15 protein-coding genes and 1 tRNA gene are annotated in these 13,938 nt (G+C 62.0%); 5 read left to right on the top strand and 11 right to left on the bottom strand.

The window, feature by feature from the left end:
- The coding region (locus tag BST15_RS19640) for a VldE C-terminal domain-containing protein (protein ID WP_207572061.1) at nt 1-475 on the top strand (475 nt) is incomplete at its 5' end.
- Nucleotides 476-478: 3 nt separating this feature from the next.
- Here BST15_RS19640 and BST15_RS19635 read toward each other — a convergent pair.
- Entirely contained in the window at nt 479-1,708 is a 1,230-nt protein-coding gene (locus BST15_RS19635; protein ID WP_046190847.1) for a L,D-transpeptidase, read from the bottom strand.
- Nucleotides 1,709-1,863: 155 nt separating this feature from the next.
- On the opposite strand from BST15_RS19635, the gene BST15_RS19630 reads away from it, so the two are divergent.
- Together BST15_RS19630 and BST15_RS19625 are read left to right on the top strand one after the other, a co-directional pair.
- Nucleotides 1,864-1,936 (top strand) — tRNA-Lys (locus BST15_RS19630).
- A gap of 407 nt (nt 1,937-2,343) precedes the next feature.
- Nucleotides 2,344-3,312, top strand: a complete 969-nt coding sequence (locus BST15_RS19625) for a hypothetical protein (RefSeq protein WP_198528329.1) — start codon at nt 2,344-2,346, stop codon at nt 3,310-3,312.
- Between the two features lie 185 nt (nt 3,313-3,497).
- On the opposite strand, the gene BST15_RS19620 is transcribed toward BST15_RS19625, so the two are convergent.
- Nucleotides 3,498-3,725: a DUF3618 domain-containing protein gene (locus tag BST15_RS19620; protein WP_046190848.1), complete on the bottom strand. Its 228-nt coding sequence runs from the start codon at nt 3,723-3,725 to the stop codon at nt 3,498-3,500.
- A gap of 93 nt (nt 3,726-3,818) precedes the next feature.
- Between BST15_RS19620 and bcp the strand changes: the two genes are divergently transcribed.
- The gene (gene bcp / locus BST15_RS19615; RefSeq protein WP_046190849.1) at nt 3,819-4,328 is read left to right on the top strand and encodes a thioredoxin-dependent thiol peroxidase; all 510 of its coding nucleotides are present in this window, start codon (nt 3,819-3,821) and stop codon (nt 4,326-4,328) included.
- Between the two features lie 14 nt (nt 4,329-4,342).
- On the opposite strand, the gene BST15_RS19610 is transcribed toward bcp, so the two are convergent.
- Nucleotides 4,343-4,636 (bottom strand): DUF732 domain-containing protein, encoded by a 294-nt coding sequence (locus BST15_RS19610; protein ID WP_046190850.1) that lies wholly within the window; start codon nt 4,634-4,636, stop codon nt 4,343-4,345.
- An 87-nt stretch (nt 4,637-4,723) separates the two neighbouring features.
- On the opposite strand from BST15_RS19610, the gene BST15_RS19605 reads away from it, so the two are divergent.
- Nucleotides 4,724-5,650: a DUF2971 domain-containing protein gene (locus BST15_RS19605; RefSeq protein ID WP_083071132.1), complete on the top strand. Its 927-nt coding sequence runs from the start codon at nt 4,724-4,726 to the stop codon at nt 5,648-5,650.
- Between the two features lie 24 nt (nt 5,651-5,674).
- Here BST15_RS19605 and BST15_RS21880 read toward each other — a convergent pair whose 3' ends face one another.
- The 8 genes from BST15_RS21880 to BST15_RS19570 form a co-directional block, all read right to left on the bottom strand.
- The gene (locus tag BST15_RS21880) at nt 5,675-5,908 is read right to left on the bottom strand and encodes a hypothetical protein (RefSeq protein WP_131701229.1); all 234 of its coding nucleotides are present in this window, start codon (nt 5,906-5,908) and stop codon (nt 5,675-5,677) included.
- 858 nt (nt 5,909-6,766) lie between these two features.
- The gene (locus BST15_RS19600) at nt 6,767-7,021 is read right to left on the bottom strand and encodes a hypothetical protein (RefSeq protein ID WP_046190851.1); all 255 of its coding nucleotides are present in this window, start codon (nt 7,019-7,021) and stop codon (nt 6,767-6,769) included.
- Between the two features lie 443 nt (nt 7,022-7,464).
- Complete coding sequence (locus BST15_RS19590; RefSeq protein ID WP_046190852.1) at nt 7,465-8,274, bottom strand: hypothetical protein; 810 nt, start codon at nt 8,272-8,274, stop codon at nt 7,465-7,467.
- 14 nt (nt 8,275-8,288) lie between these two features.
- Nucleotides 8,289-8,429: a hypothetical protein gene (locus tag BST15_RS22230; protein ID WP_157861743.1), complete on the bottom strand. Its 141-nt coding sequence runs from the start codon at nt 8,427-8,429 to the stop codon at nt 8,289-8,291.
- Nucleotides 8,430-8,750: 321 nt separating this feature from the next.
- A complete protein-coding gene (locus BST15_RS19585) occupies nt 8,751-10,829 on the bottom strand; it encodes a bifunctional DNA primase/polymerase (RefSeq protein ID WP_046190853.1) in 2,079 nt (692 codons plus the stop codon).
- 51 nt (nt 10,830-10,880) lie between these two features.
- Nucleotides 10,881-12,046 (bottom strand): IS3 family transposase gene (locus BST15_RS19580; RefSeq protein ID WP_109370888.1). Its coding sequence is split into 2 segments (ribosomal slippage): nt 10,881-11,759 and nt 11,762-12,046, totalling 1,164 coding nucleotides; the frame shifts between segments, so codons are not numbered across the junction.
- A 712-nt stretch (nt 12,047-12,758) separates the two neighbouring features.
- Entirely contained in the window at nt 12,759-13,502 is a 744-nt protein-coding gene (locus BST15_RS19575) for a ParB N-terminal domain-containing protein (protein ID WP_046190854.1), read from the bottom strand.
- Between the two features lie 68 nt (nt 13,503-13,570).
- Nucleotides 13,571-13,858 carry a hypothetical protein gene (locus BST15_RS19570; protein WP_046190855.1) on the bottom strand — a complete coding sequence of 96 codons (288 nt, stop codon included), beginning with the start codon at nt 13,856-13,858 and terminating at the stop codon, nt 13,571-13,573.
- Nucleotides 13,859-13,938 lie beyond the last annotated feature (80 nt).

Genomic DNA, 13,938 nt, shown 5'->3' with positions numbered 1-13,938 from the left:
GCTCGAAGACGCTCCGCCGCCCCCGCCGCCGGATTGGGGGGCACCCCCGCCCGATTTCGCGGCGAGCTGGTCCATGCCGGCGCCGCATGCCCTTCCCCCGGGCGTGGTCAACGAGAACGGCATGCAGGTCAAAACGATCCTCGTCGCGCGCAGCATCAGCGAGACGTTCCCGCAGATCAACAACATGATCGGGGTGCGGCCCGACGGCCAGCGCTGGCATCCCTCAGGTCTGGCCATCGACGTGATGATTCCCAATCCCGGCAGCCCGGAGGGCATCGCGCTGGGAGACCAGATCGTCGACTACGTCCGACAGAACGCTGACCGTTTCGCCATGCAGGACGCGATCTGGCGCGGTACCTACTACACCCCGGCAGGACCCAGCGGCCGCGGCAACGGCCACTTCGACCACGTGCACATCACCACGTTCGGTGGCGGATACCCCGACGGCAGCGAGGAATACCTCGGCGGCGGATAACGGTCAGCGCACCGGCTCGTTGGCGTTGCCGGCCTGCCATTGCGACCAGGGCACGTTCCAGTCTCCGAGCCCCTCGGTGCCGGGCAGCGGCGAGCCGATGGTGTTGTTGATCTGCACCACGTCCCCGCGCTTGACGTGGTCGTAGAACCACAGCGCGTTGCTGGGGCTGACGTTGATGCAGCCGTGGCTGGTGTTGGAGTAGCCCTGCGCACCCACTGACCACGGCGCCGAGTGCACGAAGATGCCGCTGTAGGAGATCTGGGTGGCCCAGTCGACGTCGGTGCGATACCCGTTGGGCGAGTTGACCGGAACCCCGTAGGTCGACGAATCCATGACGATGTGCGCGAAACGTTCACCGACGATGTAGGTGCCGTTGTTGGTCGGGGTGCTCTCCTTGCCCATCGACACCGGCATGGTCTTGGCCACTTCGCCGTTGATGCGCACCACCATCGACTTGGTGTCGTCGTCGACGGTGGCGATCACCTCGTCGCCGATCACGAAATGGCTGGCGGCGTTGTCCTGCCCGTACACCCCGTTGCCCAGGTCCACCCCGTAGGTGTTGACCTGCACGTCGACATTGGTTCCGGGTTTCCAGAACGCCTGCGGACGCCAGCGCACCTCGCGATTGTTCAGCCAGTAGAAGGCACCCGCCACGGGCGGATCGGTGGTGATCGTGATGGCCTTCTCGGCCGCCTCGCGGTCAGCGATGTTCTCGTCGAACCGAATCGCCACCGGCTGGCCCACGCCAACGACTTCGCCGTCGCGCGGCATGACGTAGGGCATGGTCAGGTTCTGCGGCGAGTGGGTCTGAAAGGTCATCTGCCGGCTGGTGACGCCGCCGAGTCCCAACGCCTTCGCGTTGACCGTGTAGCGCTTGTTGTAGCCGAGCTGCTCGGATGTCGCCCAGGTCAATCCATCAGCACTGAGCTTGCCGTCCACCACGGCGCCGTACTCGTTGACCATGGTGACCGAATCCAGCACGCCGTCCTCGGCGGTGACTGTCACCGGTGCGTCCACCGCCACGCCGACGGCCTTGTCGGTGACCGACGCGGTGACCTTGGGAATCAGCAGGTCCGCGAACGGGGTGCCCTTGTCGGTGATGATCTTGGCCGCTTCGGCGTCGGCGTGCCCACCGCACGCACTCACGCTCAGCCCCGCGGCCGCGACCACCAGCAATGCCGCTGCCCGGGACCCGAACCCCCGGCAGCGGTGTGCCAAACCAACCTGCCCCATGCTTTTCCCACCTGACCGTGCTGCTGCTGCTCGCAGGCAGTCTAGTGGGTAATCGCCCCTCCCGCTGAGCCCTTCACTTGCGCCCCCTCGCACCAGCTGATTTCGTCTGGCGGCAGGACGCCTGTTATTGTCTCTTTCGCGGTCACGACCGCAAAGCGCCGTTAGCTCAGTTGGTAGAGCAGCTGACTCTTAATCAGCGGGTCCGGGGTTCGAAACCCTGACGGCGCACTTTTTTACTCGCGAGAGCTGTCTGCTCATCGCCAATCTCCATGAGGCCGGTCTGGCTTCGTGTGCCCGCCGGGCATCAATCGCCCATCGAGGCGGAATCCGCCCTCCCGCACACCCTGCGGCCAATCCTGCCGCTGATCGACCGCGCGCCGACAGCGTGCGAGCACACCACCTCATCGCTTGCTCATTTGCGCAATGTTGAAAGTTTACCTAGCGTTCACCTTCTAAGTTAGGCCCCCCTAAGGCTAACCGCTATTATCTGGTTCGCAGGAACCTGAACCCTAATCATGAGCCATCGCACAGCAGAGCATGAGGAGACACAGACATGGAGAGCGTTATGCAGCCCGATACCAGATAGTACCCATACCGGCCGGACGTCCCGCTTCGCGGCCGCCGGCGTCGCCCTGATGGGCGCCAGCCTGATCGCCGCGACCCCCGTCGCACCGATACTGCCGAGCACCCAGCACCACGCTGTGCAGCTCACCGCAGACTTCCTCGGCCTGTCGTCACTGTTCGAACGAACCGTGGACAACGTCACCGATCTGATCAACAACGCCAACGTCTTCGACGTCTTCGAGCAGGTTGGCAGCAACTGGTTTGACTACGGGCACCTGATCGTCGGCATGGAGAACGCTCCGCTGGACGACCGTCCGCAGGACCCCGAGCCGCGGACCATCACCTCGGGTTTTGCCGGCATCGGTGAGGCGCTCGACAAGATGATCTTCGGCGCTGACGGGATGTCCCAGGGTCACGAAAAGTACCCGGGGCTGGAAGGACTGTTCGAGCAGATCTCCGGATCGCTCAAGGATGGCGACATCTACAGTGCCTTCAACTACGTGAACATCTGGCTGTTGTACGGCATCGAAGAGGCGGGCAAGTCCCTGGGCCCGGTGCTGTCCATCCCCGCCCGCGAGATGGAGAACATCTCGAGCCTGTTCAACGAATTCACTGGGCCGCTTGTGGGTTGGGCCATGATCAAGCAGGTCGCCGACGTGCTGATGTCCCCGGCGATCGGCGCCATCTATCAGACGCTCCAAAACACCAGTGAATTCTTCAGCGGCGACATCGGTGCACTTTTCAACATGCCCGCCGACGTGCTGAACACGGTCCTCAACGGCTACATCGTGCCTGAGACGGAGAGCGTCTTCCGGGGCCTGCTCACCGAGAACGGCCTCTTCGACCTGCTGCTGAACCAGTGGCCGGCGCGTGCCGCCGAGGCGCTCGAGGTCGGCACCGCTGACCTGCCGGTCAACGCCGTGGTCCTGCTGCCGGCCGCCGAAGCCGGCCCCGATCTGCTGGACAGTGCTGCACTGGACGGTGGGGCAGTGGACGCCGGCTTGCTGAGCGGTGGCCTGCTGGACCTCTTCGGCCTCTGAGTCGGTAGACGCAGAAGGCGACCTGAGGAGGTCTATCGCTTCGTAGAGTTGTAGAACGCAGTCAGCGGCTGGGACGGAACCCCTGGGATTCCTTCCCAGCCGCTGTACTTTGTGGCAGACGACGCCAACGCTCTACCCGCACCAGTGACACTTGCGAGCGAACTAGCACTGCGCCGACGCGCGGCTCAGCGGTTACGGAACCGGCGAATGGCCACGACGAGGATCAGACCGCCCACACCGGCCAGCGAAGCCAGCACCGCGGGCTGCGTGACGATCTCCACCGCCCGGGCCTTGGCACGGTCGGCCAGGCGACGGGGGTTGGCCCGGTCCGCCAGAATGTCGACCGTCGATGCCAGCTGATTGCGGGCCTGATCGATGTCCTTCTTGATCGTGTCGGGATCGCGTTCCGCCACTGTCGTCCTCCCTATCCGATGCTGCCCCTGTGGAACTACCCTAGAGCAGCCGGAGTCGGCCTCACGCTCCGGCGAGCAGAAAGGGGCTTCTCAGTGACCGACCCAGCGACCGGCACCGCACGCCTGGCGCCCGGCGATCAAGCACCTGCGTTCAGCCTTCCCGACGCCGACGGCAACACCGTCTCACTGGCCGACTATCGGGGACGCCGAGTCGTCGTCTACTTCTACCCGGCTGCGTCGACCCCCGGTTGCACCAAGCAGGCCTGCGACTTCCGGGACAACCTGCACGACTTCAACGACGCCGGACTCGATGTGGTCGGCATCTCCCCCGACAAGCCTGCCAAGCTCGCCAAATTCCGCGATGCCGAGGGGCTGACCTTTCCGCTGCTGTCCGACCCTGATCGGGCGGTGTTGGCGGCGTGGGGCGCCTATGGCGAGAAGAAGATGTATGGCAAGACCGTGCAGGGTGTGATTCGCTCGACTTTCGTGGTCGACGAGCAGGGCAAGATCGCCGAGGCCCAGTACAACGTCAAGGCTGCACATACAACAACAAAGATCAAAAAGATCCTTGCCGAGTTCGGCGCACCGCCGGCTGCCGAATAACCCAGGGGCAATACCTACTTGATGGTCTCTGGGCAGATCGTTTTCTGGGCCAGCGGAACCAACCGAGCACCGTCACCGAACATCCCGTTCGGGTAGGCAGCTAGGACTTCGGGCAACGTCTGACCGTTGCGAAGCCGGTTGCACGTCTCCATACCCGAAGCTGCGACCCCTCCGGGGTTGAACACCATCATGCCGATGTCGATGCCCTGCTCGCGTACTGCGTTTTCGAAATCGGCGGGGGTTGCGGATGCCGGTGAGGCGAGCAGGACAGCGGCAGGAACGGCCAGAGCGACGAGTATCAGCTTCATGGACCTAGTTTTACCTCGCTGAACTGACATCCGCTCCACGGGCATGTCTTCCCGATGCCAACGTGGGCCTGACGTAGCGTTGATCTCGTGCCCGCGATCTACCACTACACAGATGCGCAGGCATTCGCGAAGATCATCGAGAATGCCGAGCTGTGGGCAACAGATTTTAGGTATCTGAATGATTCCCGAGAGTTCAGATACGCGTGGAAACCGTTCGTAAAGGCATTGCGGAATCTATCACCCGCTGGAGGTGATTACTCTGAGACTTATAAAGCCCAGATTACGATCTTACAGGAAACGAATAGCATAAAGCTCGCTAACCTCGATTCAAGCGTTTTCGTTGCCTGCTTTACAGAGCGCCGTGATGCAATAAGTCAATGGAGTCGCTATGGCGCAAATGGGCACGGTGTTGCGCTAGGTTTTAACGCCGAGGCCATCGCGAAGGTCAGAGCGCCCTTGTATAGCCTAACGCCGATGCTGTGCAATGTGCAGCCCGAACAAATGGCGTCTCTACATAAGGTCAATTACGGTAAAGTGGCGCGTCGTGTACATGTGGACCGCTTGATTCAGATGGTAAAATCGTGCGGCAAGCAGGATGGTGTCGATACTCAATACAGGATCGGTAACCTGATTTCCATGTTTCCTGCCCTAATAGAATCTCTAAGCCTGACAAAAGATAGCGGCTTCAAAGACGAGCGCGAGCACCGTCTTGTATTACATGAATTTCAAGGATACACCGATAAGTGGCGAGAGATTCTTTCTCGCCAACCACAGCCGTATTCGGATCTAGCTAAAACGTCGCCCCTGACTGTCGATGTACAGTTCCGGGCAGCAGGGCCATCCCTATTCAAACCATACATTTTACTTCCGTTTGACCGTTCCGCACTCATGGAAGTCGTGATAGGTCCATCCAACAAAAATAATCTTACGAAACCCACCGTAGAGAAATTTCTACGACGATACGGGTTCTCCAATACCGAGGTATCTTTGTCAAAACGGCCATACCAAACGTAATCGGTCGTACCCTACCGGGAGAGTCTAGCCGACCAGCCCGTTGCGTCTGATGATCGAGTTATGCCAGTCCGCTACCGATACACCCGCTGCATTCATCACTGGGCCGACCCTGCGGTCGGCACCGATGAACTGGCTCAGTGCCGCGAGATAGGCATAAAGACCACCGGGGTAGCGCCATTCATCAGCCGAACGCAATTCGTCCGGCAGCGTGGCGACTAGAGGTGCGTAAACACTGTTAGCGTCTGAAACGTCGGCCACGGAGCACACGCAGATTGGCTAGTTGTTCTTCGGGCGTATAAACGGGCGCAGGAGGTGTTTCAAGCTCGTGCTTTTCCGGTTCATCTCGTGCAAACGGAGGATCGCCGGGGCTGTAAACCCGGACAACACCGGGCATCATGCGGCGGCTCCAATCCGCCGACGCCACCTGTCCCGCACATCTCTGCGCCTGGAAATTGCCCGCCATTTTTCAGGGTTGGCAGCTCGCCAACGCAACTGTCTAGCCGCTTGCTGTTCGGGAGTGGCCTTTTGACGCTCGCTATTGGCGAGGTTCCGGCACGTCTTGCAAGTTCCGTTCAGACCCCGGTAACCATCTGACCGGGGATAGAACTGGTCCAGCGTTTGCGGCTCTCCGCATTTGTTGCACTTTTTCAAGCCCAGCGCGTATAGCCGATCGCGGCTTTCACGCTCGGCGCATGATATTCCAGACATAACTTCTTTCGATGGATAATAGAACTGGCTTCTAATCGGCCACGTAAGGCTCGATAGACTTTTGGTGGATAAATGACCTTGGGGAATGGGCAGACGTGGCTCTACGTGCCGTTTAGGTGGCACTACGGGGCATTTCGAGAGTTGATCGACTTCATAACCCGTACAGGATCAGGGTTCCGCTATACGGCCCGGTCGGGCACGTGGGGGTAGGGGTACTCCCCCAGGGTGCCCCCACCCTCCTGAGCTGCGGATACCAGCGGTGACGCCCCAGAGGGAGCGGGGAGGGAGACACGCGAGGGCCAGTGCCCAGCAGAGCAGGAGGGGCGTGCCGTCCCGGCCAGCGCCTAAGGCGGGTGTGCCCCTGCCTGTGCCTGTAGCCCCGTGCAGTACCCCAGTCCACTAGCGGGGCTAGGTGAGCTGTCCTGACTTCACCTGCCGGTACTGGTGGGCAGACAGGCCTGCGTCCCGTGCGGTGTGCAGCGCCGAGTAGTCCAGGTTGCTGTACTCGGTGAGTGCGTCGGCTACAGCCACAGCAGCGGCGTAGAGGTCACCGTGGCTACCTAGGTACTCACAGACCCGCTGAGCTTCGGTGATCTGGTCATCGACCAGACGGCAGAGAAGTTGGCAGTGGGTGATAGCCCTGTCCTGCCTGGGATTGACCAACTTGTCGCAACCCTCACGGGCGCATCGACGCCGGTCATCCACGGCGACAGATTTCCGCCCATGATCGGGGCGGGATACTGGCCGGCGGATCGGGCCGGGACCATCGGCGGTAGAACAGGTCACGGCGGCGTTCGATGTCGTCGGCATCAGCGATACCAGTGAGACCGGCCTTTTCGAGTGCGCTCAGCTTGTCAGCGTCCTGCCACCAAGGGACATCACCGTTGGTGTTGATGGCCCTTTCGTACTCCACTGTGGAGCCAAGGTATCGCTGGAAAGCATCCTCACGACGTTCCGCCTCGGGATCGGTTCGACGCCACAGGGGTACCCGGTCGTCGGGAACTTCTAGGTCTTCGTAAACGTGCAAACGCAACTTCCTGTTGAGACTGAAAACCCCTGGCCCACAAGAGGCCAGGGGTCAGGTCAGATACCGGGGGCGGGGCGAACTACGCGGCAACGCCGGGTTGGATCGATGCACGGGTCGCAGCGGCCTGGCTGCTGGTGTTTAGGTGCAACTCATATCCGTTTAGCGGTGCGAGGACGAACGGCATCAGCGGTCCCCACCGTTTGGCCGCGTCGGTGCCGAGGTTCGCGCCTACCAGCATGGTCGCGACCGTGCCGGCTGTTGACATGCTGCCGGGATTGCCGAAGCGGCACGCGGTGAGCAGCCCAGTAGAAGGTGCATCTGCGGTGACATCTTCGGGGTCGTCCTCCCCGTTCCACACGACGAGCGCTTTCACGATCTGCCACAGCGGGTGTAGACGCTCGGCGGCGTCGCGCCAACGCTGAACAGCCTCGCCTTGCGCCCTGCCGAGATCGAAGACACCGTTGTTGAACTTGTCGGACAGGTCCGGCAGATCGCCAGCAACACCGTTCAGATCGAACTCGGCCACCGTGGCGTTGAACAGCTCGACCACGGAATTCTCCCACTGATGGATTACCCGATCCACGGCGCTCGTCAGACGACGGCCAACCGCATCGGCCAGCGCAGCGCTGGCACCGTTGGTGGTGACGTAGGCGGTAGCCGCTGTGGTGATGAACTCCGTCTTAGCCGAGTCGAACTCGGCCAGCGGGACGGTGGTTAGTCGAGATGCCGCTGTCTGCATCGCGCGGTTGGCGATGTCATCTTCGCGGCGGACCTCCTGGTACAGCTTCGCCTCTGCGGCGACCTGCTTGGGAACTTCGATGCCGAGCGCACGGACCTTGCGGACGAGCTGGACGGCGGTGTTTTCCTGCTGGTGGTTCAGAGTGAACATGTATCTCCTGGGACTTAGTGGGTGACGTTGGTGGCGTAGAACTCGGCGAACTGCTGGCCGAGCTGTTCTAGATCGGGCTTGGTGGTAGCGGCCTCGTAACCGGCCTGCCAGTGGTTAATCAGCGACTCGGCCAGCGAGTCGGGTTGGTCGGACATGGTGGATTCCTTCGGTTGAAATAGAGACGGCCCCGCCTGATGGCGAGGCCGAATGGTGGTGAGGACGGGAGGACCGAGTGAGGACCCCAAAAACATGCCCTGACCTCGGGAGGACCCAAGGACCGGGGTCCTCACCCCTACGAGAGTATGAGGGAATACATACTGCTCAGACTGAGTAGTTAGTAATACTTACTATAATTACTTGATTTGGACTGCTGGTCCTCCAAACGGTCGGACGGGGAGGACCCCCGTCCTCCGGTCCTCTCCTGGTCAGACAGGGTTTTGGGGGTCCTCTCAGGGGTCCTCGATGGGAGGACCCATCTACGCGGCTTGGTACCAGTCCTCCCCACCGGTAACGCGGTCTTCCTCGATGAGTAGGTTGAGCGCGTCATCGAACAAGTCCCGTTTGTCGCTGCGCAGACGCATCCGTAGTTCGTTACGGGTGGCACCTGTATCTCTGGCCTTTAGCCAGCCGTAGAGGTTGTCCGCCGCACGGCGCACCGCCTCATCCGATTCAACCTCGGTGGCGGCAGCTTTGCGGATGCCATCACGTCGCCCAGCGGCCTCGGCTTGTCTGCGGTCCCTGTGCCTCACGGTTTCCAGCGCCTTATGCCGGGTTGCATCGGAGACACCCATCACCACACCCGACAACTCCCAATCGTCCTCGCGGACAGATGAGTAGTGACCGTTCAACACCGCCAAGGCATAGGCCAACTTCACGCGGGCGTAGAGCGCGTGCCCGTCCAGCGGAGACGTTGAATCCCCGGTGAGCTTCGCCCGCTGGGCAGCTTCCATATCGGCCCGCGCCTGATCGCACACCGCGATCTGCGACGCACCCAACGGAAAGGTCCACTGCGGCAGCGGGGCTGGCATGTGGGGCCGCACGTCGGGCAGTTCGTCTGGGCTGACGTTGGCGGGAAACCACACAAACCTTTGGGGCAAACCAGTGACGCCCGCCGACTCCGATAGCAGCAACCCCGCGTTTCCGTACTGAACTCCGGTGATTACGCCAAGCCGGTAGGTGTTCGCTCGGACCTCGACGTTCTTGGTGTCGTCGGCTACCGCGAATGACAGCGACTCACCGGAGAACCCGTTACACAGCCGCTGGGTCAAGGTGGCACCACTCCGCGAACCCGACGCGGACAGCGAACCGAACTCCGGTGCGTCCACGATGGCCGAATCACGGACGGTCTCGGATATCCAGTCTCCGGTGTCCTGCTGTTTCACCTTCCGGGCAAACAACTTCGGCAGCGCCTCGCCAGACGCAACCTCAACCGAGTAGACCGAGCTGGGCCACAGATATTCGGCTACCTGTGTCGCCACACCTTTTCCGCCACCGGATTCAGCCGCCAGCACCGCGAACAAGTTCAGGTTCCCGCCAGCAGGGTTACCGATTCCGGTCATGGTCCGCCAGGTGGGTGGCACGTCGGCCAGAACGCGCACGCACAGCGCGCCGAGCACCGCCCAAGGTGAGGCCATCCCAGCGAACGCCGCCTGCCGGATCTGCTGAAGTTCAGGACGGGCATCCCAGAACAACCGCTCACGGTCACCCGGCAGCCAGCTACGAGGGTCTTCCGGCTCTGCGTAGCGGGTACTGCTGGCGATCCAATCCTGCACTTGGTCCTCGTCGTCGCCACCCGATTCCAGGTATGCGGCGAGGATCTTCGCGGCTACCGCCTCGACATCCTCACCGAGCGTCTTGGCGAGTCCGATGATTCGGGGCACCGACTGGCCGAGTGCCCGGTTTCGTTCACCGGCTGCGGCGTTGGTGATGTCTTGGAGCTTGAACGCGATCTTGTCCAACGCCCAGGCGCGTTGTTCCGGGGTCACGTACTCGGGAGTGATCCACGCTGGCGCGGGCGTCTCCCGGCGTTGCCGAATCGCCAACCGCTGCGCCAGATCCTCGGGGAACTCGGGCAGGTCCGATGCGGACACCTTGGATGTACCGGGGTGCCACGTGTATTTCTGGTCGGGGTGTCCGACGACCGTTGTGGGCGAGATGAACAACAGGCCGCCCTCACCCCGGATATCCACGCCATCGGCCAGGACACCGGAAGAACTCTTGACCGGCGTTGCACCGCAGCGAAAGAGGCGGTGCTCGCCACCAGAGCGCGACCGCGCTTTGAGTGGGGTCTCGGGTAGCTCAACCCCGGCAGCAGCCAGGCCGGCGAAACCGTCTTTGCCGTCGCCCACGTCGATATCTACCGCGACCACACCGGAAGCCCCGGTGTTGATCGCCACCCCGGTAAACCCCTCCCAATCGGAGGGGTTATCGAACACCCGGTTGCGCCACTGCGGTGTCTCAACGCGCTTGCTGCCATCGGCATCGAGGCTGATGTTTACAGGCACGCACTGATAGCCCAGCGCCGCATACGCTTTCGCTGTCTCAAACAAGGTCATCAGGTGTCGTTTGGCAGATGGGTCTGCTGCACGGATAGGTGACAGTTTCGGTCACGCGGCCTGACTGGCCGGTGTGGTCATGATCGTCTCGTATTCGATCGGGGTCAACCGGCCCAGGGCGATCTGGCGCCGGCGACGGTGGTAGGTGCGTTCGATCCAGGTGACAATCGCGATCCGTAGGTCTTCGCGGGTGGCCCAGCGGTGCCGGTCCAGGACGTTCTTCTGCAGCAAGCTGAAGAACGACTCCATGGCGGCGTTGTCACCGGCGGCGCCGACCCGGCCCATGGAGCCGACCATGTCGTAGTGGTGCAGTGCGGCAACGAATTTCCGGCTTCGAAATTGCGACCCGCGGTCGGTGTGCAGCACACAGCCGGCGACATCGCCGCGGCGGGCGACCGCGTTGCGCAGCGCGGTAACGGCCAGCTGCGATTTCATCCGGTCGGCGATGCTGTAGCCGACGATCCGGTTGGAGAACACATCCTTGATCGCGCAGCAGTAGAGCTTGCCCTGCTCGGTGCGATGCTCGGTGATGTCGGCCAGCCACAAATGATTGGGGGCATCGGCGGTGAAGTCCCGGCCGACCAGGTCATCGTGAACTGGCGGACCGGGCCTCTTGCCGTTGCGACCCCGCTTCTTGCCGAACACGCTCCACAACCCGTTGTTCGAGCAGATCCGCCATGCGGTGCGCTCGGCCATCGGCTGACCGGCAGCGCGGGCCTCATCGACCAGGAACCGGTAGCCGAACTCCGGATCGTCCCGATGAGCGTCAACGAGGGCGTTGGTGCGGTAGGCCTCGACGATCTCGGCATCGGTGACCGGTTCTTGAAGCCACCGGTAGTAGGGCTGGCGAGCAATGTCCAGTACCCGGCACGTCACCACCACGGGGATCCCGTCGGCGGCGAGCTCGCTTACGAGCGGGTAGAGCCTTTTCCCGGCAGATTCGCCTGCGACAAATACGCTGCCGCCCGCCGCAGGACCTCGTTCTCCTGCTCCAGCAGCCTGATCCGCTGCCGTGCTGCACGCAGGTCGGTCGACTCCAACGTGGTGGTGCCGGCCTTGACGCCGTCATCGATGTCGGCCTGGCGCAGCCACTTGGTCAGCGTCATCGGGTGCACCCCGAAATCGTTGGCGACCGCCTCGATGGTCACCCCGGGATCGCGGTTGCGGGCGACCCGGACAACGTCGTCACGGAACTCTTTCGGATAAGGCCTGGGCACAATGACATCCTTCCAGCCCACCCCGCAAGGCAAGCCAACTCAGATGTCACCTATCCGTGCAGCAGACCCTCGGTCCTGTGGACCCCGGATCGCGTGGCGACCCGACTTGCATACGTGGTTCATCGTCTCTACTCCGATCAGTTATCGCGATGGGCCATCGAACGTCGACAAATAAAAAGCGGTGAGGGCCACGGCCTGCGATGACCTCGCAGGGGAATCCCTCTCCCATGGTTACGTAAAAAGGTGGAACATCAGTCCTCGTCAAAAGCACTATCTAGCCAGTCATCCGGCTCAGTAGGGTCGACTGCTACCCCCTGCCTCACAGGGGGTAAGCCAGCCTTGCGGAACTGTTCATCGCGAAACGCGTAACGCTTGCGGCGCAGCTCCGACATCCTGTACCGGGCACGGTCGCTGTGGGTGGTCACCTTTGCATCCCTGCACCCGTGACACAGCTCGGGCCACTTGCCGGTCCACGTTCGACCGTCCTTGTGGTGAGCGATACTTCGCCGTGCCGTAACCAGGCCCGCGCAATCTCTACACCGCCCGTAATAGATCCTCATTCCCCAGAACTGGACGATGCATCCGCGCTTAGTCGTCCAGGTGCGGAACGCGTTCGGGTTCTCCCGCCGCCACCTATCGACTTTGGTCGGCACACCTCGGGCCACGCTGCTGCCACCTGACTTGGGGATGACGTAGCGCGGGCGCTCGGTGCTCACGCCGCACCGTTCTTGGATTTGCGGATGATGGTCTCACCACGGAGTAGTTCGTACAGGAATTGTGCCGCCCCTAACGCCTCGGCCACCTGCTCATCTGAGAGGTCGTCTGACTTCTCAGCGATGGATGCTGAAATCTTTTGGATGGCTCGGGAAAACTGAGTAGCGCCGGGTCGCCCCCCTGGCGGCGTGACTGCTGGGACCGCTGGCTTAGGCTTCTCACGGAGCGATTTGGCCTCACCCGAAACCGAGGCTTCGCCACGCCTGATCCGTTCCGCCGCTTCAGGATCACGCTCGGCCACGAACTTGGCATCACGAACAGAGCGCCCCGATACATTGAGCAGTTGGCCTGCCTGGTCGCTGGCTTGGGTGCCGGAACATTCAGGCAAATCTTCCTGAATGTCTGACCGCTGCCCTTGGCGCTCCCTCGCTTCGGCGGCAAACACCCTCTCGTACTCCAACGCGATCATCGCCCGTTGGGATGCAGTCAGATGCCTGCGGTGGATGTTCTGCGAGATAATCCACGGGCCAATCTGTTCTGGGCGGATACTGAGATTGGCGCTGAACAGCGGCTCTACCCCTGCCCTTATGCAGGCTTCGTATCTGTTCCGGCCATCCACGACGATGTACGTCTCGGTGTCGAACGCTTCGTCGTAGTTCTCCAGTGTGAGCGTGATCGGCTCACGCTGCCCGTTCTCCCGGATGTCTGAGGCCAGTTCATTTAGTTCGGTTTCCGACATCATCGGAAAAATCGAAGCTACCGGGTGTACCTCGTACTCACCGCAACGCTCGCGTAGCGCAGTTCCTACCGTCACGCTGCGTCGGCCTCGGCCAGCTCGTAGATGACTTCGACGGCCACCCCGCCGATGGTGTCCTCATCGTCCTCAAGGCAATAGCTGGTCTGCACCCAGTTGCCTGATTCGAGCACCTGCCGGACTGGTGCGTAGTCCCCGTGGTCGTCGTCCAGCTCCGCTGACCGGTGGACCGACAGGTGGGTCTTGCGCCCGTCGTCGATGATGCTCGCTGACAGCCAGCCGTCGATTTCCACCAACGAGCGATAGCGGTGGACATCTGCCTTGCCCTCGTGGTCGATGACCACGACTTCGGTAGGGCCGGAACCCTCATGGCAGGTCCCCGATAGTCGGACCACTTTGTTCTAGAGCCGTATGTGATTGATTG

Source organism: Mycolicibacter arupensis (assembly GCF_002086515.1).
Taxonomy (GTDB): Bacteria; Actinomycetota; Actinomycetes; order Mycobacteriales; family Mycobacteriaceae; genus Mycobacterium; species Mycobacterium arupense.
This window is presented reverse-complemented; position numbering and strand designations above follow the sequence as displayed.

Excerpts from the sequence above, each read along its gene's own strand:
- BST15_RS19585 (WP_046190853.1), bottom strand. The coding sequence starts at position 10,829 with ATGACCTTGTTTGAGACAGCGAAAGCGTATGCGGCGCTGGGCTATCAG.
- BST15_RS19590 (WP_046190852.1), bottom strand. The coding sequence starts at position 8,274 with ATGTTCACTCTGAACCACCAGCAGGAAAACACCGCCGTCCAGCTCGTC.
- BST15_RS19625 (WP_198528329.1), top strand. The coding sequence starts at position 2,344 with ATGGGCGCCAGCCTGATCGCCGCGACCCCCGTCGCACCGATACTGCCG.
- BST15_RS22230 (WP_157861743.1), bottom strand. The coding sequence starts at position 8,429 with ATGTCCGACCAACCCGACTCGCTGGCCGAGTCGCTGATTAACCACTGG.
- BST15_RS19610 (WP_046190850.1), bottom strand. The coding sequence starts at position 4,636 with ATGAAGCTGATACTCGTCGCTCTGGCCGTTCCTGCCGCTGTCCTGCTC.
- BST15_RS19575 (WP_046190854.1), bottom strand. The coding sequence starts at position 13,502 with ATGATGTCGGAAACCGAACTAAATGAACTGGCCTCAGACATCCGGGAG.
- BST15_RS19635 (WP_046190847.1), bottom strand. The coding sequence starts at position 1,708 with ATGGGGCAGGTTGGTTTGGCACACCGCTGCCGGGGGTTCGGGTCCCGG.